A 22167-nucleotide genomic window follows, 5' to 3' on the forward strand; every position below is an offset into this window, starting at 1 on the left:
GATCAAGGTTCGCCCCCGGGCCGCCACAGCCAGCATCAACATACGTCCGTTTGAGGAACTTGGTGTGGAAGGGGCTCCCTTGGCTTTGGACGCCTCCCGCCGGGCGATCGCGGCCGTCGACGCGGATGAGGGTGTCTCGCCTTATCGGCGCGATGGGTTTGAGCCTATCCTTCGTGCCTGTCAGGCCCGTCTGGATGCCGAAGGCATATACTTGCCCGATCGCCAGGCATTGGCGCCCGACCAGCCGATGCCGCCGGCCGGCGAGCACCTGACCGTCTCGGACCGTTGGGCTCTATTTGCCCGGAGACGGTCCGACAGCTTCATCCTGGCGGATCTTGAGAACCTGAAGAAGTCGGTCGAAAAGGCAGCTGAGGAGGGCTCGTTGCCGGGCCCGGCTCAGACCCTCGTGATGGGGCCTTCCACCGCACAGCCAGATGATATCTGGGCTCCGTTGGGGAACCGGGTTGGCGAGACCATCGGGGGAACATCCGAGGCGGCACCCCAGGCTGAGGCGATGGACCTCTTCTTCCCCAAGCCCTTCAACGATGATCAGATCGAGATCGTCCGGCGGCTGGAAGGCACCGACGGGATCGTCGTCCAAGGTCCGCCCGGCACGGGCAAGACGCACACGATCTCCAACATCATCTGCCATTACATGGCCACAGGCCGGCGGGTTCTGGTCGTGTCCCATCGGGAGCCCGCCCTTGCGGTCCTGCGGAACCAGCTGCCCGAAGGGGTCCGGGATCTCGCGATCAGCATCACGGCCACGGAGCGAGAAGGATTCAAGCAGCTCGAGGCGGCTGTGCGCCTCCTGCAGTCTGTCGTCGAGAGCACCAAGCCCAGCGAGCAGTCGCGTCTGATCCGTGACCTGGAATCTTCTGTCGTTGGCCTCCGGACCCGACTTGAGGAAGTTGACAAGGAGATCGAGCGGTTCGCCATGTTGCAGCTCGCTCCGACCAGAGCTGGCGAGCGGCCCGCGGAGCTTGCAAAACGGATTGTCTCCTCGGCAGAGCAATACAGGTGGTTCGAGGATCGCCCGGAGCAGTCCGCCCAGGATGTTGATCTGTCAGACGATGAGATCTCCGCTCTTCGAGCGGCGCGTGTGACCCTCGCTTCCCGGCTCGAGCACCTGGATGCGGTGCTCCCGTCCGTTGAGGATCTGCCCGATGCGGAGGTCATTGCCCGGCTGCATGAGGACCTCGTCCGGTCCGAGCGCTTCGCGCAGGCCGCCGCACGAGATAGCTCGCTGACTATCCGCATCGGTTCGGCTGGTGCCATCGGGCAGGCTCTGCGAGGAGCCGAAGCCCTTGAAACCCTGCAGCGTGTTCAGACGCTCGCCAAAGCCAACCCCTGGCTTGAGCCGGTGGCTCAACATGCGATCGCTGGTGAGAGAGGGGCCTGCGCGCTCGATCTGCTCCTGCGGTTCGCGGAGGACGCAAGGCCGATTGTCGAGGAGCGGAAGCGCTACCTGGCCCAGCCGGTAGAGCTGCCTGATACCTTCGAGCCAGCAGCCGCTGAGGCCACCACGTTGATCGGCCGCCTCGCCAAAGGGGAGGAGGTCTTTGGCTTCTTTGCCTTTCGCGAGAAGGCACTCCGGCCGGTTGTGCAGGCCATCAAGGTGCAAGGGCGCGTGCCGGCTGCTCGTGAAGACTGGGATCACATTCGCCAATATCTCATCTGGCGGGAGCAAGTCGCTTCATTGAGCGTCCGGTGGCGGGCACTGGCCGAGGAGATTGGCGCTCCGTCTGCTGGGTCGGCGCGGGAGATCGAACAGCTCGTTGGCCTTCTTGGTACTCTCCTCGTGGAGGGGGCTGGCGCCATGCGCACGCTCGAGGAGGTCTTCAGCCAAGTCGTACCCGGGGCGAGCTCGCCTCGGGATCTCTGGCGCGATCCAGCTCGGATGGAACATGTCAAGGAGGCACTTCGGAATGCAGCGGCCTCCGCACAGCTCGCCGCCGCGCGCGTTGAAGTGTCCCGGCTCGAAGGGGTCTTCTCGGATGCATCCGGCAAGATCGGACAACTTGCACGAGACCTGCTGGGCGAGGCGATCGGACGATCCGATATCGAGGTGGAGAACATCACCCGGCTCTGGGGTGCCTTGAGACGTCAAATCGATGACTTGAATCAGCACAAGAACCATCTGGCGCTTGTCCGTACTGTCACAGGCCAGATCCGCGAAGCGGGGGCTCCTCTCTGGAGCCGGCGTCTGGCCATAGAACCAGTCGAAGGTGAAACGGATACCTTGACCCCCGTCGACTGGCGTGAGGCATGGGATTGGTCAGTAGCCTCGGCTTACCTGGCGCGTATCGATGACCGGGATCGGTTGCGTAGCCTGGCCGAGGAACGGGTCCGCCTTGATGCAGAAATCAGAAAGACCTTCGAGCGGGTGGTGCGCGAGCGGACCTTTTATGAGCTTGGTCGGTCCATGTCTGGGCCGGTGCGCTCTGCGCTGATGATGTTCGCTACGGCCCTGCGCAAGACCGGCAAGGGCACTGGTAAAGGGGCTGTTCGGCATCGCCGCGATGCCCGGACCGCGATGGCGCAGTGCTATGACGCGATTCCGTGCTGGATCATGCCGACATGGCGGGTTGCGGAGCAGTTGCCTGGCGAGGTTGGCTCGTTCGACCTCGTCATCATGGACGAGGCCTCCCAGTCGGACATCCGTGAGGTCCCAGCGCTTCTTCGCGGCAAGAAGATCCTCGTTGTCGGYGACGACAAGCAGGTGAGCCCGACAGCCGCCTTTATCGAGAACGCAAAGATTGACCGCCTCGAGAACGGCTTCCTCAAAGGGCAGCCCTTCAAGACGCTTCTGCTGCCGGGAGCCTCACTCTACGACCTCGCTAAGGTCATGTTCCCGGACAAGCTGGTCATGCTCAAGGAACACTTCCGGTGCGTTGAGCCGATCATTCGGTTCTCCATGCAGTTCTACCCTGAGCCGCTGGTGCCGCTGCGCGTTCCAACCGCGCATGAACGCCTAGATCCGCCGCTCGTCGACATTTATGTGCCGGACGGGCGCCGCCAGGGCGACAAGCAGAACCCGCGGGAGGCGGAGGTCATTGTCAGTGAGATCCGGAAGGTTGTTGAGGATCCCACCCTTGCGCGTATCGAGGCCCAGGACCGTTGGCGCACGATCGGTGTGGTGTCGCTGATCGGGTCGAAGCAGGCCGCACTCATCAACCGCATGATTCTCGATGAACTCGGGGAAGATGTGATGATGCGCCACCGCATCGCCTGTGGTGACAGTGCCACCTTCCAGGGCAACGAGCGCGACATTGTCTTCCTGTCGATGATTGCCGATCCCAGCAGCAAGCAGGCTCAGACGGCAGCCCAGTTCGAGCAGCGCTTCAACGTGGCGCTCTCCCGTGCCCGCGACCGTCTCGTGCTCGTCCGCTCGGTTCGTGAGGAGGAACTCAAGCCTGACGACCTGAAGGCGCGTGTGATCCGCCATTTCCGTGACCCGATGGCCGGTGCGGTCACGCCGACGGGTGATCTTGAGGCGATGTGCGACTCGGATTTCGAGCGAGTGGTGCTGCGGCGGCTCCTGGAACGGGGCTACCGGGTCACCCCCCAGGTCGGCGCTATGGGGTATCGCATCGATCTCGTTGTCGAGGGAGCGAACGGACGGCGCCTCGCCGTCGAGTGTGACGGGGACCAGTACCATGGTCCAGAGCGCTGGGCGGATGACATGCGTCGTCAGCGCACTCTAGAGCGGGTTGGCTGGCGCTTCTGGCGCTGCTGGGCGTCGAGTTTTACGCTCGACCCGGATGGCTGCATGGACGATCTGTTCGCGACCCTGGAGCGACATGGGATTGAGCCAAGCGACGGTGCTGCCAGTGGTGGGGGGATCACGGCTCATATCACGGCGCCGGAAGCACATATGAAAGGTGATAAGTTCAAGTCGAGTGAGCCCGAGCAGGGAACTCAGCTTCAGGTACAGGATGAGATATCCGTCAAAAGCGCTGAAGGGCTCGCCGGCTCCTCCAATGGGATCCGCGTTGGTGATCGAGTTGCCATCAGATACCTTGATGACAACAAGACAGCGACATTCACATTGAGCGCTACTCGTGACGATCTGATGAATGGCTTCCTGGCTGTAAATTCTCCGTTGGGGAAGGAGTTGGTTGGTTTGACTGAGGAAGACGAGACCGAGTTCCAAGTGAACGGTCGTATGAGGCGTGTGCTCATTGTGCGAACCGAGAGGCGAGTCGCAGCTCACTAGATATCTCGGCCGCTACCCTCCTGAGGTAGTATAAGATTGTATCGGCAGAAGCTGAGATTACGGAAGCAGGTTTCTTGTACTCTCACTTCCAATCGCATGAGGATCAGGACGAGAATACCGCTGTAAGAATAAGTTGGTCTACAAATTTTGGTTCAGATAGAGCGGTCATAGTTAGTTACCGAACCGGACTGGGGTTGGTTGCGCTGAACTGTACTCAAACTGAACCACCTTCGGCCCTGAGCAGATGCGGAGATATTTTAAACTGAGGCTGAGTTTATGACGCTCGAGTTCATCTGGTTTTGCTACTTGCCTTCCACCCAGCTGGTGCCGCACCCTGGACCCGGGCCCCACCGCTGCCTACGGACTGAACGCGAAGCCGGAGATATCGCCCTACGCCGCTGAAAATTTCCGGCTCACTGGAAGTTTTGTCCGCTTCACATGGGGTCTGACGATCTCAACAGGCTTTGGGGTCTGTTAACCCACTAGGAGTTCGTTGTCCTTCTGCAATCTCGCCACTGCTTTTAGCACTGTCTCTCGCGGAGGCGATTGCCTTAGCTTCGATCTCTTCCAGCGTCAGTGCATCGTTGAGTAGCTCACGAATAGGATCGACCATCTTACGATTAAGCTGATTTAGGCGTGACGCCACGTCTATGAAGCACTTGGCAAATGCAGCCTGTGCAGAGGTTATCTCAGTCTTGTGTCCACCGTCACCGCTGTGGACGATTTCACTTCGGGCATGATATACAGCGATTGCACTAGCTTGGTATTCACGGACCTTAGGATCCGATTTGAGGCAAATGCCAATGCGACGGGCAATTCGGGCGGCTCCACCTGGCGCATAATGGTCAGTAAGCAGAGTTTCGAACGCGACTGCTAGCGCGACAATCGCCTCAGACTCCTTTGTCTTTGATCCGAATGAGTGCCTGTACCAGTCGAGAGCTGTCAGAAGACGCCGATATACCCGCGTATGAACTTTCTCGTTCGACGTGAGATTAACATGTCTTAGAAAGCCCTCCTCGACGGTTCGAAGGACAGGGGTCAATTCCTCTTGCAGTAACCTAAACTTCTGGCGATTTAAGGTCTTGGTGCTCAATGTCACTGCAAGATCAGACAGCCGCGCTAATTCCAATGCGCCTACGTTCATTGGCACTCTGCGGATATCAAGTGCTTTCCCAAGCTGTGTCGCTTCGCCGATCAGATAGTGTCCAATATCCAACGTCTCGAAATTGTTGACCGCTGCGGAGGAGAGAAGTTTTCCAACAGATAGGCCAGCGTCAATACTTAAGGCATGCAGCATCACAACCTGAGCCGATGCAATTCGAATCTTCAAGGTATAGATAAACTGATTCTCATAGTTGGCGCCCGTGTAAGAAGAAAGGCGAACGAGGAGCAATGGGTTGTAAATCAACCACTGCATATTGCCGCCACGTGCGTAGTGCTCAATGTCTAAACGGTTAATTGGTGCTGAGATTCCAAGAGCAAAAGCCATCTTCTTCAGGTTAGCGTAAGCTCCGTCAAGTGAGTTGGCTTGAGCTGTAACTGCGAAATTGGCGTCTCTGAATACGGCAATGGTCTTTAGTCTAGACCTGGAGCGGGACAAAGATGGGATCTCCATACCGAATTCAATAAGCGGATAGAGCACGAAGCCTGCACGTTGTACCCCGGCAATTTGCAAACTCTTTAATACACGGCCGAAGATGTCGGGTTGGCCGGTCTTGGCTGCGGACAGAACAAACTCGTCAAGCAGAGAGACACCTACGTAAATGCCCGCCTTCCACAAGACGTTGGCAAGAGCCGCACGGACCGCTACCAAATGGTGGAGGATGCCATTCCTGTCTTTATCATTCAGTATATCCTCGTCTACGACTAGAGTCTCAACGCTGTTGAAGCCTGCCAAGATGTTATGCTTTGAAATCAGATAATTTTCTGATTGTTTCTGCTTAGATGATGTCGGAGCAGTTTGCGTAGGGAACGGCACTTCAGGCATAGATGGATGGCCACTTTTTCGAGTTGTACTGTCTGACTGCTTATATTGACTTATGAGCTATCGCATATTTTAAGTGACGCTAGCTAGCAGTATGAAAGTCCGGGTTGGGACGAGCAGCCATCTCAAACTAGTAGGAGTGGACTAGCGCGGCACTCCAACTTTAGACGTCCCTAACGGTGGATCATTTGAGCGTGGATCCTCAGGCCATTCTGCGCCTCCTCAACAACTGCAACTCCGCTTCAAAGCTAATCTGACCCGCCTTGATCGTGCGCACGATCGACCGTAAGCACCCGCCGGTGCTTCGGATGTGATTTCGGTCGCTGGAACCGTCGTCGTCATGGAGTTGCAGAACGTAGATCACAGCCGTCGCTGCTTGAATTGCGTGGATCTCTTTGACGGCCTCATTTCACGAATTCAACCCACGCTTTGCGCCGAAACGAGCGTGAAATAAGAGATATCACCGCGCATCCAACGGACCTACCGTCTCAATAGCAAGGCCACGCCAGATCTATTGAGGTCCGTCCTGTACAATCGCAAGTCGACGAAAAATTGAGCGGGCCAACCATGCGAGGGCTCTCGTTCCGGGAGAACTACATGCAGGATGGCCGGGTGGACTTCGACGGTGTACCTAATCTTGAATGCGTCAATAACACGTTCAACGGCGTGACGCCGAGCATGCCAACGGCGCTACAAGTCATCAACGCCGATGCGGACGATCAGTACGTGCGCCGTAACGTCTTCAAGGGCACAGCCACGCGTACCATGACGGGCCTGCGCGACCGCAAGGAGACTTACCGCCTTGTACCGCCGACCACGGGAGCATGGCGGCAGGGCGACTTGGTGTGGAACCTGAACCCGGTCGCGACAGGGGCAATCGGTTGGGTCTGCACAGTCGGCGGAACGCCCGGCACCTGGAAGTCCGTCGGGGCAATTGCGTCATGACGCCAGATAGGGTCAAGTTCTTTCCTCGTCACTAGAACGGGAACGTGCTGTCCGGCCAGCAGTGCGCACCAGCATGAGCTACTTGATCAACTCTTGGTGCCAAATTGAGCGGAGCGTCGTTCCGATTAATAGTCAGATGGGGCGTGAGCCTCTCACTTTGCCGCTGAGCCTGTCCATTGGTCGACCCAATCATTGAAGCGCTTGATTACCGCAAGCTTCTCGTTACTTGCCTGTCCCGCTCTGAGCGTCTGCAAATCATGTTCGAGCTGATTTATCCGCTTTGACATCGCGCTTCGCTCGTCGCCTTCTGCGAGGGTGGTCGCTCGGTTCCTTAGTTCGATGATCTTATCTTCTAACCGACCGAAAAGATATGATTCCGGCCCGGCCTGGCGCAACATTAGACGGTATGGATCGCCGGTTCGCTCAAATTCGCTAGGGCTGGTTCTGGCCGGAATCGTAATTGATCGTGCTGCTAATGCTCGAAGCATGAACAACACTATGGCCTCGAAGAACCGCCGGGGCTCGTTCGGCGTTGGCGGTAAAAAGGGAGGAGCTTCGTCACGCTCATTCGGCAGTGGAATAGTGTTTGGCACCAGATGATGGCTAGCTATTGGCACCGCACGCAAACGCGCCTTAACCTTCTCGGTATCAAGTGAAAGCGAGCGAGGCGAGTGCGCAAAGTCATTCCTGATTCGTCTTAGGAGATCGAGCGTCTGGCGCTCTTGCTTCGATATGATTCCGTTACCGTAAACGAAGTTCACCCGAGCCGAAAAGGTTGATACGAAGCCATTCCCCTCGAAGATCTCTCTATTCTTTGCGAGATCCTCGACGAGGTAGCTCTCTATAACCCACCGAAGAGCAAGCTCCAGAAAACTTGTTCCAATGATAACTACAGACCGATCAGAGGAACTCTCGACCTCACGCGCGAAGTCGTCGGACAGTTCCTTGAATTCTTCAACATCTATGTCGATCATAAATTTATCACACCACTATGGGTCGTAAGATCTGGCTTGCTGATTACTTCATGCGTTCCATTGCCGAGCTCGTTAGAGCGGTCTGGATATGTGCCCCGTCTCACAATTAGGCAGTCTCGCGATCGCCAACAGTAAGCACTAGTTCAGTAGCCCTCAACGAATAGGGCAAGGCCAACGCCCCAACTCGTCCAAGGGCCTACGGTCCCATCGGGCAGTGGCATCTGCCCAAAACGGTGAGGATCCCGATTTAATGTATCCCGCATGTGCCTTACGACGCGAGATCCAGCGGATTGGGCAACCCACTTCTGACGAACCGTATGCGCCCAATCCCAACCCTCCGGAAGGGTCATGTTCATCCTTGATCCACCCCTGCCACGTATCTGCCTAAGGTGAGACTTTAGCCAGGATGCGACCTGCGGTTTCAAGTCGAAGGAGGCAGTTTCGGTTAGCTTCATCATACCATTGGCTACGCGACTGTCCCAAATCACCTGCGGCGTGTAACGGGTGTCGCTAGGATCGTCGAGATGCCTAGTCGCGAAGGCTGCAACCTTTGTCCACCCGCTGCTCATAGGGCCGTTTGAGATGTGACCGTGGTCTCCGGAGGCGAGTCGAAGCGCAGAGCTGAACACGGCCGCTGCGTGGGCCTGATCGGACACATCGGCATTAAGGATGCCACCCCAGTGGAAGATGTCTCGTGAGAGCTGTAGCGCCTCGGCCGACTCATCTGGGCTCCATGCTCGGGTACTGAGTGTTGAGCTCAGCCTGGAACCCGTCTTCAAGTAAGGTGCAATGCTTATCTCAAGGGCAGCGTGGTCATCGCCGACCCAGTTATAAGCATAGACGAGATCCTGCCAGGGATAAGCGGATGGACCGACTGGGAGCGGATCCCATGCCTTGCCTCTCCGCCTAACAGGCACGGCTGTGGCTGTTGCCGGGTCCCGCTGCTTGAGAACTGCTACAATTGAACTTGCCGCTAGCGCGAGATCATCATCAGTAATTGCGGGATGGGTCGTCATGTCAATTAGCGTCTCATTCTGATGTCTGGATGGGCTTATACGAGCCGGCTGCTATGTGGATGGCCGAATCGTTGATTGGAGGCGAGCCGTAAGAAGTCGTAGCATCCTCTCAGTCCGATTAGGCTCGTTGATCCAATTCTTCACTTMAAAGTCGGCAATCCGCAGCGTCGGCGTGAAGCCGTGATGCGGTGCGAGTATGTCCGTTAAGGCGTCGCGGAACGCGCGCTGACGGTGCCGGCCGCCCTCGCCGGGAAACAGCGGTGGCACAGGCCGGCCGAAGCCACCTCCCTCGAGCTTGGTCTTGGCGTCCGAGCGGATAATCCAAAGATCCGCGTCAAAGGCGAGGGGGACGTCGTCCTTGTAGCGCCGCAGCGTTGCCGCGCGGTAGGCGTTGAAGTGCTGCTTCTCATCCACCTCAAGAATGCGGGGTGGCGAGCCGGGAACCAGCAGGACGGCGTCAACTGTCCTGCGCTCGACCTTGCGCATTTCGTCGGGAAGCTCGAGCCCCGTCAGATCCGAATAGATCGAGCGAACGAGCGGCCACTTGTCACCACACTCAGCCTTGCCAGGCCGCACGAGCCATTCTGGCGTCGCTGCAATCGAGGCTCCGATAATTTCAGTGACCAGACCGACAACGGAATATTCAATTTCCTTAGGCATCGGCTACCGCTGAGTTCCCGCAAGGGATGATGTTTTCGAGATCGAAACCTACTGAGCCAGTCCAAGTTAGCCGTGCCATATCGGCCCCCACGCTTTGGCGTCATCTTATGGGGTATCCTAGGCTCCGCAATAGGGTTCCACACGCATAAACAGGAACATTCGCATGTCGTCCGTGCATCGCGCCTACTCATAATCCTTCCCATATGTATTAGGGCGTCGAATTACACATCGATAGACCAAACCTGAACGCCGTTTTTCTCGAACTGCGGTTGGCGTACATTGCCAGGAAATCTGGGTGACATGAAGAATACATAACGGTGGGTTTCTGGCCGAGCTGCCAGCTTCCTTAGGTCGCCTGCCAGTTTGTCATTATTGCGCGGAGTTACAGCTGCGAAGGTTTCGGCCCCGACCAAGCCCGGAGCCTTGCTCATAATGTCGAGATCTAGAGAAGCATGGGCTCCTGGCGCTAGGCGGAATCCGCCGGCCTCTGGGTGTAGCAAAAGCAGCTGGCGTGCGGCGGCAATGGTGACCGTATAGGCCCACGTCTGGTTGATCTGCTCGATGAGGTTGAGTGCGCGGTGCTCAATCGGGTGGAACCCGACTGGGTCGAACTTGATCCGACGTAAAAGGTCGAGTGGATCTCCTTGCTGCGCAGCGATCCAATCGTGGACGCGAGCAGCCGAGACTCGTACCTTATCCATCAGGTTATCGGCATCGCTGACAGTGCGCACGGTTAAGTAGGTTGTTGCTTCGATCACTGTCATTTGCCCCGCTGCCCATTCGGCGTGTGATTTCCCTCGGTATGTATAATGATAACGGGGGGGTGCCCACCCGGAAGTGTGTGGACATGCAGACGCGTGGCACGCCGGCACCGCTGGCCACGCCCGCCCGGCGCATTGTGGGCAAGGGCAAGGAAGAGACGTTCAGCCGGTTGCTCGATCGGGCGTTGCTCAATCCGGAGATCGCGGCCGTGTTTCTAAAGGAGAACAACCCGGCAAACCGGGTTGCGATGCGTCGACGGGCAAAAGGGCTGGCTTGGCAACGTGGCCTCTACCTTCATCGATCTCTTGGAGGAAGAGAAAGGGATCTGTCGCAACAATTTGTTTCAGAGTTTCAGCTAATCCTCCTTGGGCTCACGAACGGAGGGTAGCGTGTTCAAGGGCAGGCATTTTGATCGCTCAGTCATCCTGCTCTGTGTCCGGTGGTACTTGGCTTACAGTCTAAGCCTGCGCGATCTCGAGGAGATGATGGCCGAGCGAGGCGTGCAGGTGGACCACGCGACTATCCACCGCTGGACAGTCCACTATACCCCGCTCCTGCTGGAACAGTTCAATCGGTGCAAGCGGCCTGTGACGGGCAAATGGCATGTTGATGAGACATACATTAAGGTCCGCGGCCAATGGCGATATCTGTATCGCGCCATCGACAGCAATGGCGATACCGTTGAATTCTGGTTCAGCGAACGGCGAAACCTCACTGCGGCCAAGAGGTTTCTGCGCAAGGCACTCAAGCGCCATGGCCGGCCTGAGCGGATTGTGATCGACGGCAGCCAGACCAATCGAGAAGCCATCTTATCGTGTGACGCGACGAACCAACTGGAGGACCGATCGGGGCGGAAGCTGAAGCCGATCCGCATCCGGCAAAGTGCTTACCTCAACAATCGCATTGAGCAGGATCACCGTGCCATCAAGCGGCGGGTCCGATCCATGCTCGGGTTCAAATCCACGACCGCTGCCCGTGTGATCCTGAGTGGCATCGAGATGGTGCACATGATGCRCAAAGGACAGGCGAAGTACGCCTGCAATCCGCGGCCCTCCCTCGCCGAGCAGTTTGATTTGCTCGCCGCATGAGCGGCTCACAATGCACCTGCTATTTTCTCAGCCCTGCTCCGGATTTGCGACGGAACCGACAGAAAAGCCCTACATCCTCCTAGTGGTCGGCTATCCGGCAGCGAGTTGCACGGTCCCGGTCTATGGCGGGATCAAGAAGCCTCTGGAGAAGATCGCCTCCTGGCTGTGAGGATACACCGAGAAACCGAGACCCTGCTCATCGGCTGCAGGGATCAGCCATAGGCCCTCAGACGCGAGGCCTCCTTACCAAGCCTGCCAAGAAGGCGGCTTCGCCAGAGGGCCACAGGATCATCAGGCTCTAGGAGATGCGCCTGGCTCACACTGCGGGCCCACATGAAGGCGCCCACTACCGTGTAATCCGCAAAGAGGGGAGCATCCCCGCCGAGATAGGGTTGGCTCTGCAGGGTTCGCCGCAGAGGCGTGAGAATGCGCTTCAGCTCCTGCAGGGTCTCCGTCTGATCGGAGCAGAACTCCTCCAGTGTTGTCCCGAACCGCCTCTCCCGGCTCTCGCGAAAGTATTCTTTGTCCCTCTCATGCAGGTGCGCATGGATGTCGCTCGCCAGCAGCCGGATGAGAGTGCCGTGCAGGACCGTATCCGCCCAGTCTACATAGAAGCGCGACAGGGCCTGTCCGGCCGGTCCGCCGAAGAGGGAAGGGCGGTCAGGATAGGTCTGTTCGAGATAGCAGGCGATGGCCCACGAGTCGGCAATAACCCTATCGCCATCAACCAGCACCGGCACCTTGTCCTGTCCGGAAAAGGCGATCACATCCTTGTCGGTGAACCGACACGCCACCGTCTCGAACTCGAGTTGCTTGTGCTCGAGAGCGAAGCGGATCCGCCAGCAGTACGGGCTGAAGCGCCGGTTGTCCTCGGCGCCTGCGAGTTCATAACGTTTGATGGTCATTCCTGGAGATCCACTGGGCATTCGACCTGCGAGGTTAGTGCCGAACGTGGACGACTGCCAAGGAGGGCGATGGTGCTTTACGCTTGGTGACCCAAATGGATCGAAGATCTCCGTCAGGGGAACATAAGGAAATTTGGGTGGGTTCTGCAGGGGAGCRCAAGGGCTGTAGGGCTGCCACCGAGAGCGGCCTCCGGAAGGCAGCGATCAAGCCCGATCAGCGGCAGTACAATGAAAGCCAAAACTACGGGCGGCATTCTTTGCCCATGTTTCCTTATGCTCTCCCACCCTGGAGGTGTACGACGGTCGCAATGACGAATTCACAAAACCCGAACCGGGCTCTGACGTCGCCATCGGTGGCGCGCAACCGAGATCAGATCCTGACCGTCCTGCGCCGGATCCTCCCTCGAACCGGGATGGTTCTGGAGATCGCCAGCGGGACTGGGGAACACGCCGTCTACTTCGCCGCCGCATTGCCGCATCTAGCCTGGCAGCCTACGGATCGCGACGAGCAGGCTCTGAACAGCATCGCAGCCCATCGAGCGACTTCGGGATTATCCAACCTGCTTGCGCCGCTATCCCTTGATGCCGCCGCTCCGGACTGGCCGGTGGCACGAGCTGATGCCGTCGTAGCGATCAACATGGTCCACATCTCTCCGTGGAGGGCGACACAGGGGCTGATGGCCGGGGCAGGGCGGGTGCTTCCGCCTGGAGGTGTGCTCTACCTCTATGGGGCCTACAAGGAGAACGGCGCCCACACGGCTCCCAGCAACGAGGCCTTCGATCAGGACCTGAGGCGGCGCAATCCGGATTGGGGTGTCCGCGACCTTGAGGAGGTGGCGGACTTGGCCAAAGCTCACGGGCTGGAGCTTGCCGAGCGCATTCCAATGCCCGCCAACAATCTCAGTCTCGTGTTCCGGCGATAGGAGCCCAGGTCAGGCCGACCGGCTCCTCGGGGCAGCGGCTCTGGCAGACGTGCTCCTGCGACCGGCCCGCATCAGGAGCCAGCCGCCGATCAGCATCGCGGCGCCCCAGACCAGGAAGCCGATGTCCCAGTAGATCCATTGCTCCCGCGGCACTGTCTCGTTGACGTGGTGGATGCCGAGGATCTGGTGATCGACGATGCCCTCGACGAGATTGAAGATGCCGAATCCCATGAGGAACGCACCCGGCAGGAGCTTGCCCGACCAGCGGATGTGGTTGGTCCGGGAATAGCGCCACAGGATCCAAAGACCGAGTGCCGTGAAGATGTAGGTGCTGGCATGGAAGAGGCCGTCCCACAGGGTGTTCACCTTCAGGTTCTCCACGCTGTCGGGCCGGTAGCCGGCGCTGGTGAGCATATGGTGCCATTGCAGGATCTGATGCAGCACGATGCCATCGAAGAAGCCGCCGAGGCCGAGCCCGAACAGGATGCCGGCTGAGATCGGAAAGCCTCCGGTGGTTCCGTCATTGCCGTTCACCTTCACCTCCCAAGCTGAGCCGGAACAACTTAGAGCCGCGCGGCTCTGTTGCATTAACTCCGCGAGGCACAATTGGTAGCGTGTCCGCTTGGATCAGAAGCTGCTACATCCTGTGGCTTGACAGGTTAATGCAACAGAGCTTTTGAGGTCTGTCGTGGCGATCCGTATCCCTCACCGCGTCCATGCGTGGCGTTCCCTGCCGCACTGGCGCAGCCGTATCGTGTTCTGGAGCGGCGGTGCACTGGTCGGGTTCATCGCGGCCCTGTTCGCGATCCTGGCGGACGAGGCGCAATCCGGGTTCCGGCACGTGGTCGCGGCCTCACCTTATTGGCCGCTTCTGCTGACCCCGGCCGCCTTCGCCCTTTCCATCACCCTGGCCAGGCGTTTCTTCCCGGGCTCTCAGGGCAGCGGCATCCCCCAGACGATTGCCGCCCGGCAGCTCACGGATGACATGGCCCGCCAGCGGCTTGTCTCCGTCCGTATCGCGATTGGCAAGGTGGTTCTCACGCTTTTGGGTTTGGCCTGCGGAGCATCAGTCGGGCGTGAAGGTCCTAGCGTGCAGGTCGGCGCGTCCATCCTCCATGCCGCTGGTCAGGCCTCTGGCCGGCACTATCAAGGTGTTATCCTGGCCGGCAGTGCCGCCGGCGTGGCGGCCGCGTTCAACACTCCGCTGGCCGGGATCGTCTTCGCCATCGAGGAGATGAGCCGCTCCTTCGAGCAGAAGACCAGCGGCCTCGTCCTGACCACCGTCATCATCGCCGGCATGGCGTCTCTGGCCTTGCTTGGGAATTACACCTATTTCGGGCACAGCAGCGCGACCATCGGCTCGCTCAAAGAGTGGCTGGCGGTTCCCCTCTGCGGTCTTGGCGGTGGGCTGATGGGCGGCGTCTTCAGCCGCATCGTGGTTGCGGTTGCCCAGGGCAAGGGGCGCTTCCAGGCCTCCGCCAAACGTTATCCGGTGCTGTTCGCTGCCTCCTGCGGCCTTCTCATCGCCCTTCTCGGCCTGGCCTCCGGCAACACGATCTATGGAACCGGCTATCACGAGGCGCGGCAACTGCTGGCAGGAGCCTCCGATGTTCCCGTCAGCTTCGGGCTTCTCAAGATGGCCGCGACGATCCTGTCCTCCATCAGCGGCATTCCCGGCGGGATCTTCGCGCCGTCGCTTGCGGTCGGGGCGGGCATCGGAGCGAACCTCTCGGCTCTGCTGCCTGGGGTGCCGGTTGGCACTCTGGTGCTGCTCGGCATGGTGGGGTATTTCGCCGGCGTGGTGCAGGCTCCGATCACCTCCTTCGTGATCGTGATGGAGATGACTGACAATCACGCCATGGCCATCCCGCTCATGGCGACGGCGCTCCTCGGCTACGGCGCATCACGCTTCATCGGCACAGAGGCGATTTATCACGCGCTCTCCCAAGGCTTCCTGCCCGGACATGCGGAGGCGGTGGCGTCACCTAGGCACAAGCCAGACGGTCATTGACAAGGGGCACGGCTTTCGAGGCAGGCCGCGAACCGGCCAATGGCTGCTCCATGTCTCGACAGCAGCCTCGCTCGGCAGACCAGCATGCATGATCGCAGGGACGTCCTGGGATGACCTCCGCCTTTCTGAGCGCCGTGGAACGGCACAATCCGCTGTTCGTGTGACATCAGGTGCGACGCCGTACGGTCTGGCCCTTGGACAACGGAATGGCGTCATCATCGTCTCAGGAAACGTCATCACGCTGTTCATCCAGTAGCGTGCGGCGGCCATGCCATCGGCCTTGGTGCTCTTTGCCATTGTGGCATTCGGGGTGGTGTTCGGCTGGCTCGGCGTTCTTCTGGCCGTTCCTCTTGCAGTTGCCGTCAGCGTGCTGGTGAAGAAGCTCTGGATCCGCCAGACCCTGGGCGAGCACACCACCGTGCCCGGCGAGGGATCAGGCCAGAGCCGCCGCCGCCCTGGGAACGGTAGTTCCCCTACCGAAATAGGGCTCGGCAGACCTAAGGGGTAGAGCGTGAACGGGATCCCCCGGTCCAGCCCAGCACGTGGGTTGGCGTGGGAGGGCTCACAGCCTCGTGCCAGTGACCTGGAAGGGTGCCGAACGCACCTTCCAGCTTCCGTCCGGGGCCGCCAGGGTCAGCGCGAAGCGCTCCCGGTCCCCAGCCCATTCAGGGATGCGAACAGTGGCCTGGAGCGTCCCGGTGGCCGTGGTCCGGGTGCGGTCAAGAACCTCGTAGGCCGAGCGAGGTGCGCCGCCGCCGATTACCACGGCGGCATCCGACGGCAGCCCCGTGGCCGAGACAGTCACCGAGGTTCCGGCCGCACCGCTCTGCGGCGAGAGCGAGACCTGAGCCTTGCCGGCGTCCCCGCCCGGAATGTTGAGGCGGTCCCCGAGCTGTTTGAGCCGCTGCTGCAGATCCGGGTTCTTTTTCAGGAGATCCTCGACGGAGGACCCAAGCTCCTGGGCCATCCCCGTCAGGGCATCGCCGGTCTCCCGGGCGAGCGACTTCAGGCGGTCCGTCGTGGTTCCGCCGGATAGACCGGAGGGCAGGTTGAGCTGGGTGCCGACCTGAAGGTCATCCGATCCCTCGACCCCGGGATTGGCCCGGAGAATGGCGCCCTCGGTGGTGTCGCAGCGCTGGGCGATGCCGCTGAGGGTGTCGGTCCGGCTGATGGTGATCGTGTCCCCGCACGGCGGGGGTGGCACCTGCCCCCATCCCGGAGTGGCGCCGACAAGAACCATCATGGCCGTCGGGACGATAAGGTGCCGGATGCCCATGCTTCCCTCCCTGAAGCTGCACGTGCGACCTGGGGCCAAGCGCACGATCTGCAGAAACAATCAGCAGCGCCCGGGATCGTTGCCGCCAATGCAGCCCTGCCTCGCTGATCCTGGCGGGCCGCTCAGACGAGGTGGAGGGGCCCCGTCCTGGAGGAAGTGGTGACGGCGAGAACAGCGTCGCGGTCGCTCGGCGCCAAAGGCCCCCTGGGGGGTCCCGGCGAGCTTCGCAAGATGCCCCAGGCTAGCCTCGGCAGTTTCACGCCCTATAACGCGGGGCATGCAGTGTGACCGCTATCTGATTGTTCCCGCCGAAAACCACTGGACCGTCCAGCATGGTATGGAAGTTCTCGGGACCTTTTCCGAAAAAGGCGAGGCCATTCAGGCTGCCATTGCGCGCCTGCTCATCAGGAAGGTGCGGGCAACGGGCTGAGGTGCTGACAAAGGGCACGGATGGCGAGTTCATGCCCATCTGGATCTATGGGCGCGACGGCTACTCTGCTGAAGCCTGGTAGTAGCCCCTGACCTTAACTTCCCAGAAGGATACGGACGCTGGCTGATGGATGATGAACTGCGGGATTTCCTCCGTCAGGCCCTGCGGTCGGTCTGGAACATCGAACTTCTGCTCTGGCTCTACCGGCACACGGGTCGCAGCTGGCTCGCCTCTGAGCTCGTACAAGAGATGCGGGCGAGTGATCTGATCGTGAGCCAAGGAATCGCCGGCCTGCAGCAGGCCGGCCTGATCATGGCGGAGGCGGATGGTGCCTACCGCTATTCTGCAGCTACTCCTGAACTGGACCGCCTCGTGCAGCAGCTCGAGCGCGTCTATCGGGAGCGTCCGTCTGTCGTGACCCGAGCCTTGTTCTCAGCTCCCAATGACAAGCTCACCACCTTTGCTAATGCATTCCGTTTGAAGAAAGATTGAACGCCATGCTCAGCTTTCAGACCATCATCTACAGCTTGTGCCTTCTCACAAGCGCCGGTTGTGCCTTTCTCCTCGTGCGGAGCTACGCTCAATCGCGGGCCAAGCTCCTTTTGTGGAGCGCCCTCTGCTTCGTTCTTCTGGCCGTCAACAACCTGCTCGTCGTCATCGATCTGGTCATCCTGCCGACAACTGTCGATCTTGTCCCATTTCGGCACCTGGCGTCTCTTGCGGCAGTCAGTGTGCTCCTCTTTGGCTTTATCTGGGAGACTGAGTAAGTGAGCACCGCCGCATCCCAGTTTATCTCCGGCCTGATCTCGATGGGTTTTCTGATCGCGGGCCTCTTCTTTCTTCGTTTCTGGACGAGAACCCGGGATTTCCTCTTTGGGGCGTTCGCAACCGCCTTTTGGCTTCTGGCCGCCAACCAGGCGCTGGTCGCCATCATCGACGTGCCCCGAGAGGAGCGGAGCTGGATTTATCTGCTGCGAGTGGCAGCTTTCGCCATCATCATTGCGGCAGTGGTTTGGAAGAACCGGCGGCATTCAGGCATGTCAAAGTAAAAGGCACCAGGGCAAACTGTTATGCGGATCGTGCCCTATCCTGTGTAGCGGCAAGGAGTAATCGGCTTGTTGCCTTTGCCACACCAACGGCGCTCGCGGGCTCTCATGCCTGTCGTCCATCCTTCCAGGGGAGGGCACGGCCTGAGGTTGCCTTCCCGAGCTTGCCTGTCGTAAGCGAGTATTTTCCTATTCGAGGCAAACGAATGGCTGGCAAGAACACGACCAGAGCTGACCTCACCGAGGCTGTTTACAAGAACGCTGGCCTGTCCCGTACTGAGGCAGCGGGTCTGGTCGAGCACGTCATCGAAGGAATCTGCAGCACTCTCGCTACAGGCGAGACGGTGAAGCTCTCGGGCTTTGGCGTCTTCACGGTCCGGGATAAAATGGCTCGGATGGGCCGGAACCCGAAGACGGGTGAGGAGGTCCCAATTACGCCTCGCAAGTCCATCACGTTTCGCCCCTCACTTGTGCTTGAGGAGCATGTCAACGGCAACACAAAGAAGCCCCTTCCAGCCTGACGGCATACGTTGGATAGCTCTCACGTAAGACGGTTCACATGTCCCCTATGTCCTGCAACGGAGGCTCATATTCGGAGCCAGACGAAGCAGGAGGTGTGACCTCCCTGCGATCACCCTCGGCTTGTGCCGGTCAGGCTCCAGTCCTTTCGGGGGCCCTATTCTGGCCCGCTCGGACAGTGACCGGGTATGGACGACGCAACGCGTGGACCAGCAACATAGGTTGCTAGCGAAGCCTGACGTTCGCTGTTACAGGGTAAGAACCTTTATCACCCACCGTCCTGTTATGCCCTCCAAATCCACGATCACTGCGTCCCTGACGCCTGAACTGACTGCCTTCATCGCCGCCAAGGTGAGGAGCGGCCGCTACCGCAGTGCCAGCGAGGTCGTGCGCTCGGCCCTGCGCCTGCTCGACGAGCACGAGAGCGAGATCGAGACAAGGCGCCGCCGGTCCGGCTAAGAAAAGCGCGACGTCCATGCTCGATAACCCTCCCGTCCTGGGCCCGGATTTTCTCAAGGGCGGAGGCGAGATGGGTGCGCTCATACGCATCCACATTGGGCCAGCACCCCGCTTGGGCCGATCTCCGGCTGGCCGCAGAGCCTGCGGACCACGGTCAGCATCATGCTCCGCTCCCCGGTTCCCATGGTCCTTCTCTGGGGACCAGACGGGGTGATGATCTACAACGACGCCTATACCGTCTTTGCCGGAGGCCGGCATCCGCGCCTGCTCGGCGCCAGAGTGCTGGAGGGCTGGCCCGAGGTCGTCGACTTCAACGCCAACGTCATGCGCGTGACCATGGCCGGCGGCACGCTGTCCTACCGCGACCAGGAGCTGACGCTCCACCGCAACGGCATTCCCGAACAGGTCTGGATGAACCTGGACTACAGCCCGGTGCTCGACGAGAGCGGGCTGCCCGAAGGCGCGCTCGCCATTGTCGTCGAGACCACCGAGCGGGTATTGGCCGAGCAGCGGACAGCCCAGGAAGGCGAGCGCCTGCGCGAGATGTTCGAGCAGGCGCCTGGCATCATGGCGATGTTCAGGGGTCCCGAACACGTCTACGAGATGGCGAATGCCGCCCATCTCGAACACATCGGGCACCGCGACCTGATCGGGAAGACCGTACGCGAGGCACTGCCGGAGCTTGCGGGGCAGGGTGTCCTCGAACTCCTGGATGAGGTCTACGCCACGGGCAAGCCTTACGTTGGGCACCAGAGGGCGGTCAGTCTCCAGAGGCAGGCCGGCGCTCCCCGGGAAACTCGCTACGTCGACTTCGTCTTCCAGCCTATCAGGGATGCCCGAGGTCGGGTCACGGGTATCTTCGTCCAGGGACATGACGTCACCGAGCACGTGCGGTCGCAGCTTGCCCTACGCGAGAGCGAGGCTTATCTAACGGCGGTCTTCGCCCAGGCTGCGGCGGGCCTCGTGGAATGCGACCGCTCGGGTCGCTTCCTGCGGGTCAACGACCGGTTCTGCGAGATCGTCGGGTACACGCGCGATGAACTCCTGGGTGGCCTGCGGATGCAGGACATCACTCATCCCGATGACCTGCCCGCCAACCTTCGTGAATTCCGGCGGGTGCCCGAAACAGGGGAGGCGTTCGAGATCGAGAAACGCTACCTGCGCCCGGATGGCCGAACCGTCTGGGTCAGGAATGTGGTCTCGCCAGTCTACGACGATGCCGGCAAGCCACGCACCATGGTGGCGGTGAGCATCGACCTTACGAAAAAGAAGCAGATCGAGGCGGCGCGCCGCGAGAGCGAGGCGCGTTTGGCTTCCATTTTCGCGCACGCCGCCGTTGGCTTGTCCGAGGTCAGCCTCGACGGGCGCTTCGTGCGGGTGAACGATGAACTGTGCCGTCTCCTCGGCCGCTCCCGTGAGGAGCTGTTAGGCCTCGGGATCCTAGRCGTGACCGCTGCGGCTGACATTCCACCGACCCGGATGGCCGTGGCCCAGGTGCTGGAGACAGGTGGGCACGTGTCGCTGGACAAGCGCTACCTGCGGCCGGACGGCACCCTGGTGTGGGCCAATAGCAGCATCACACGCCTGAGCCCAGCGGAGGGGCAGCCCGAGACCCTGCTCGCGGTCACGGTCGACCTCACCGCACGGCATGAGGCCGAAGCAGCGTTGCGCGAGAGCGAGGCCCGCCGGCGACTGGCGCTGGATGCAGGACGGATGGCCGTCTGGCAGAGCGACACCCGCACCGATACCATCACCATCTCTCCCGAACTGAACCTTCTGCTGGGCTTCCCGGCCGACGCCTCGCCGAGCACCGAGGATATCAGGTCCCGCTACGCACCGGGCGCTCGAGAGGGTCTCCGGGCGGCCGCTGCGGTCGCCCTTGAGCGCGGGGACCGCTATGCCGAGGGCGAGCTGGAGGTCATCTGGGCAGACGGCTCGCATCATTGGTTGCTCGTCCGCGCCGAGTTGGAGGTCACTGCTGCGACTGGCGGCCTCCCGCAGATCAGGGCCACGGGCATCGCGTTCGACATTACCGGGCGCAAGCGCTGGGAGGAGCACCAGCGGCTGCTGATCAACGAGCTGAACCACCGGGTGAAGAACACGCTGGCCACCGTGCAGGCCATGGCAGCCCAGAGCCTGCGGCAGCTTGGGGAAGACAGCCGCCCGAAGCTTCGAGCCTTCGAGGATCGCCTGTTCGCCCTGGCACGGGCTCACGATGTGCTGACCCGCGAGAACTGGGAGGGCGCGGAGCTGCGGGAGATCATCAACGAGGTGGTTGAGCCCTACACGCGCGGGAACCCTGAGCGGTTTGAGATCGACGGGCTGCGTCTGCGCCTCAGTCCGCCGCAGGCTCTGGCGATTGCCATGACGGTACACGAACTTGCCACGAACGCCGCAAAGTACGGTGCCCTCTCGGTGCCGGCGGGATCGGTGGCCATCACCTGGAACAGCACCCGGGGTGACACGCCCCACCTGGACCTGCGGGGGCTGGAAAGGAATGGGCCGCCCGTGGCGCCTCCGACCCGCCGGGGCTTCGGCACGCGCCTGATCGAGCGAGGCTTGGCGCAGGATCTCGGCGGGGAGGTTCAGGTTACCTATGCGCCGACGGGTGTCGTCTGCATCATGAGCGTTCCGCTGGATGCTGCCGATGGCGGGGCAGGAGCGGATCTTTCCTGACACCGATCGCCAGGGGGCCTCTCGCCTTCCGAAACGTGCCCTTGTCTGTCATTCGGCTTTGAACCCAGACCCTCTCGCTTGCCACAGATAAGCCTCTCGGTGGATTGAGTTCTTTCTCAGAGCGCGAGGGTTACGCGCGGCGCCGACTGTTACCCTTCGGTCATAGCGGTTTGTTTCGCATGTTCAGCCGGTTGCCCCTGTTCTGATGGGTGTCAACGTTTCGGTCCCGAATTACAGCGAACACTCTGAGCCGCATCCGCGGGTGATCTCGTCC

The 22167-nt window shown here is 60.4% G+C and carries 21 protein-coding genes; 14 read left to right on the forward strand and 7 right to left on the reverse strand.

Translation table 11 applies throughout. The features are described from left to right. The first annotated feature begins 79 nt into the window (after positions 1-79). The gene (locus tag ACXJKO_RS19365; protein ID WP_457092714.1) at positions 80-4219 is read left to right on the forward strand and encodes an AAA domain-containing protein; all 4140 of its coding nucleotides are present in this window, start codon (positions 80-82) and stop codon (positions 4217-4219) included. 454 nt (positions 4220-4673) lie between these two features. Here ACXJKO_RS19365 and ACXJKO_RS19370 read toward each other — a convergent pair whose 3' ends face one another. Then, the gene (locus tag ACXJKO_RS19370; protein ID WP_457092715.1) at positions 4674-6116 is read right to left on the reverse strand and encodes a hypothetical protein; all 1443 of its coding nucleotides are present in this window, start codon (positions 6114-6116) and stop codon (positions 4674-4676) included. A gap of 684 nt (positions 6117-6800) precedes the next feature. On the opposite strand from ACXJKO_RS19370, the gene ACXJKO_RS19375 reads away from it, so the two are divergent. After that, positions 6801-7148 (forward strand): hypothetical protein, encoded by a 348-nt coding sequence (locus ACXJKO_RS19375; RefSeq protein WP_457092716.1) that lies wholly within the window; start codon positions 6801-6803, stop codon positions 7146-7148. A 152-nt stretch (positions 7149-7300) separates the two neighbouring features. On the opposite strand, the gene ACXJKO_RS19380 is transcribed toward ACXJKO_RS19375, so the two are convergent. The 3 genes from ACXJKO_RS19380 to ACXJKO_RS19390 all read right to left on the reverse strand — a co-directional run bounded on the left by ACXJKO_RS19380 (position 7301) and on the right by ACXJKO_RS19390 (position 10562). Continuing rightward, complete coding sequence (locus ACXJKO_RS19380; protein WP_457092717.1) at positions 7301-8122, reverse strand: hypothetical protein; 822 nt, start codon at positions 8120-8122, stop codon at positions 7301-7303. Between the two features lie 1067 nt (positions 8123-9189). Further along, positions 9190-9798 carry a hypothetical protein gene (locus ACXJKO_RS19385; protein ID WP_457092718.1) on the reverse strand — a complete coding sequence of 203 codons (609 nt, stop codon included), beginning with the start codon at positions 9796-9798 and terminating at the stop codon, positions 9190-9192. 221 nt (positions 9799-10019) lie between these two features. Next, positions 10020-10562 (reverse strand): hypothetical protein, encoded by a 543-nt coding sequence (locus ACXJKO_RS19390; RefSeq protein WP_457092719.1) that lies wholly within the window; start codon positions 10560-10562, stop codon positions 10020-10022. An 83-nt stretch (positions 10563-10645) separates the two neighbouring features. On the opposite strand from ACXJKO_RS19390, the gene ACXJKO_RS19395 reads away from it, so the two are divergent. The 3 genes from ACXJKO_RS19395 to ACXJKO_RS19405 are packed head-to-tail and all read left to right on the forward strand — an operon-like array spanning position 10646 to position 11817. Continuing rightward, positions 10646-10948: a hypothetical protein gene (locus ACXJKO_RS19395; RefSeq protein WP_457092720.1), complete on the forward strand. Its 303-nt coding sequence runs from the start codon at positions 10646-10648 to the stop codon at positions 10946-10948. 1 nt (position 10949) lies between these two features. After that, a complete protein-coding gene (locus ACXJKO_RS19400; RefSeq protein WP_457092721.1) occupies positions 10950-11648 on the forward strand; it encodes an IS6 family transposase in 699 nt (232 codons plus the stop codon). A 10-nt stretch (positions 11649-11658) separates the two neighbouring features. Then, positions 11659-11817 carry a hypothetical protein gene (locus tag ACXJKO_RS19405; RefSeq protein ID WP_457092722.1) on the forward strand — a complete coding sequence of 53 codons (159 nt, stop codon included), beginning with the start codon at positions 11659-11661 and terminating at the stop codon, positions 11815-11817. A gap of 43 nt (positions 11818-11860) precedes the next feature. Here ACXJKO_RS19405 and ACXJKO_RS19410 read toward each other — a convergent pair whose 3' ends face one another. Then, positions 11861-12553 (reverse strand): glutathione S-transferase family protein, encoded by a 693-nt coding sequence (locus ACXJKO_RS19410; RefSeq protein ID WP_457092723.1) that lies wholly within the window; start codon positions 12551-12553, stop codon positions 11861-11863. 308 nt (positions 12554-12861) lie between these two features. On the opposite strand from ACXJKO_RS19410, the gene ACXJKO_RS19415 reads away from it, so the two are divergent. After that, positions 12862-13476 carry a DUF938 domain-containing protein gene (locus ACXJKO_RS19415; RefSeq protein ID WP_457092724.1) on the forward strand — a complete coding sequence of 205 codons (615 nt, stop codon included), beginning with the start codon at positions 12862-12864 and terminating at the stop codon, positions 13474-13476. A 9-nt stretch (positions 13477-13485) separates the two neighbouring features. Here the strand turns inward: ACXJKO_RS19415 and ACXJKO_RS19420 are convergent, their stop codons facing one another. After that, positions 13486-14010: a DUF2243 domain-containing protein gene (locus ACXJKO_RS19420; RefSeq protein WP_457092725.1), complete on the reverse strand. Its 525-nt coding sequence runs from the start codon at positions 14008-14010 to the stop codon at positions 13486-13488. A gap of 154 nt (positions 14011-14164) precedes the next feature. Between ACXJKO_RS19420 and ACXJKO_RS19425 the strand changes: the two genes are divergently transcribed. Both ACXJKO_RS19425 and ACXJKO_RS19430 read left to right on the forward strand, forming a co-directional pair. Further along, positions 14165-15487 (forward strand): chloride channel protein, encoded by a 1323-nt coding sequence (locus tag ACXJKO_RS19425; RefSeq protein WP_457092726.1) that lies wholly within the window; start codon positions 14165-14167, stop codon positions 15485-15487. Positions 15488-15755: 268 nt separating this feature from the next. After that, positions 15756-15995, forward strand: coding sequence for a hypothetical protein (locus tag ACXJKO_RS19430; protein ID WP_457092727.1), 240 nt, complete (start codon positions 15756-15758; stop codon positions 15993-15995). A gap of 54 nt (positions 15996-16049) precedes the next feature. On the opposite strand, the gene ACXJKO_RS19435 is transcribed toward ACXJKO_RS19430, so the two are convergent. Next, positions 16050-16763 (reverse strand): LysM peptidoglycan-binding domain-containing protein, encoded by a 714-nt coding sequence (locus ACXJKO_RS19435; RefSeq protein WP_457092728.1) that lies wholly within the window; start codon positions 16761-16763, stop codon positions 16050-16052. A gap of 556 nt (positions 16764-17319) precedes the next feature. Between ACXJKO_RS19435 and ACXJKO_RS19440 the strand changes: the two genes are divergently transcribed. The 6 genes from ACXJKO_RS19440 to ACXJKO_RS19465 all read left to right on the forward strand — a co-directional run bounded on the left by ACXJKO_RS19440 (position 17320) and on the right by ACXJKO_RS19465 (position 21893). Next, a complete protein-coding gene (locus ACXJKO_RS19440; protein WP_457092729.1) occupies positions 17320-17685 on the forward strand; it encodes a hypothetical protein in 366 nt (121 codons plus the stop codon). A 5-nt stretch (positions 17686-17690) separates the two neighbouring features. Beyond that, positions 17691-17960, forward strand: a complete 270-nt coding sequence (locus ACXJKO_RS19445; RefSeq protein WP_457092730.1) for a DUF5985 family protein — start codon at positions 17691-17693, stop codon at positions 17958-17960. Next, complete coding sequence (locus tag ACXJKO_RS19450) at positions 17961-18242, forward strand: DUF5985 family protein (RefSeq protein WP_457092731.1); 282 nt, start codon at positions 17961-17963, stop codon at positions 18240-18242. A gap of 203 nt (positions 18243-18445) precedes the next feature. Next, positions 18446-18760, forward strand: a complete 315-nt coding sequence (locus ACXJKO_RS19455) for an integration host factor subunit alpha (protein WP_457092732.1) — start codon at positions 18446-18448, stop codon at positions 18758-18760. Between the two features lie 283 nt (positions 18761-19043). Continuing rightward, complete coding sequence (locus ACXJKO_RS19460; RefSeq protein WP_457092733.1) at positions 19044-19217, forward strand: type II toxin-antitoxin system ParD family antitoxin; 174 nt, start codon at positions 19044-19046, stop codon at positions 19215-19217. Positions 19218-19379: 162 nt separating this feature from the next. Beyond that, a complete protein-coding gene (locus tag ACXJKO_RS19465) occupies positions 19380-21893 on the forward strand; it encodes a PAS domain S-box protein (protein WP_457092734.1) in 2514 nt (837 codons plus the stop codon). Positions 21894-22167: the final 274 nt, after the last annotated feature.

The organism is Microvirga sp. P5_D2 (genome assembly GCF_054049475.1).

Excerpts from the sequence above, each read along its gene's own strand:
- ACXJKO_RS19375 (WP_457092716.1), top strand. The coding sequence starts at position 6,801 with ATGCAGGATGGCCGGGTGGACTTCGACGGTGTACCTAATCTTGAATGC.
- ACXJKO_RS19380 (WP_457092717.1), bottom strand. The coding sequence starts at position 8,122 with ATGATCGACATAGATGTTGAAGAATTCAAGGAACTGTCCGACGACTTC.
- ACXJKO_RS19390 (WP_457092719.1), bottom strand. The coding sequence starts at position 10,562 with ATGACAGTGATCGAAGCAACAACCTACTTAACCGTGCGCACTGTCAGC.
- ACXJKO_RS19395 (WP_457092720.1), top strand. The coding sequence starts at position 10,646 with ATGCAGACGCGTGGCACGCCGGCACCGCTGGCCACGCCCGCCCGGCGC.
- ACXJKO_RS19405 (WP_457092722.1), top strand. The coding sequence starts at position 11,659 with ATGCACCTGCTATTTTCTCAGCCCTGCTCCGGATTTGCGACGGAACCG.
- ACXJKO_RS19410 (WP_457092723.1), bottom strand. The coding sequence starts at position 12,553 with ATGACCATCAAACGTTATGAACTCGCAGGCGCCGAGGACAACCGGCGC.
- ACXJKO_RS19415 (WP_457092724.1), top strand. The coding sequence starts at position 12,862 with ATGACGAATTCACAAAACCCGAACCGGGCTCTGACGTCGCCATCGGTG.
- ACXJKO_RS19430 (WP_457092727.1), top strand. The coding sequence starts at position 15,756 with ATGCCATCGGCCTTGGTGCTCTTTGCCATTGTGGCATTCGGGGTGGTG.
- ACXJKO_RS19435 (WP_457092728.1), bottom strand. The coding sequence starts at position 16,763 with ATGGGCATCCGGCACCTTATCGTCCCGACGGCCATGATGGTTCTTGTC.
- ACXJKO_RS19440 (WP_457092729.1), top strand. The coding sequence starts at position 17,320 with ATGGATGATGAACTGCGGGATTTCCTCCGTCAGGCCCTGCGGTCGGTC.
- ACXJKO_RS19445 (WP_457092730.1), top strand. The coding sequence starts at position 17,691 with ATGCTCAGCTTTCAGACCATCATCTACAGCTTGTGCCTTCTCACAAGC.
- ACXJKO_RS19455 (WP_457092732.1), top strand. The coding sequence starts at position 18,446 with ATGGCTGGCAAGAACACGACCAGAGCTGACCTCACCGAGGCTGTTTAC.
- ACXJKO_RS19460 (WP_457092733.1), top strand. The coding sequence starts at position 19,044 with ATGCCCTCCAAATCCACGATCACTGCGTCCCTGACGCCTGAACTGACT.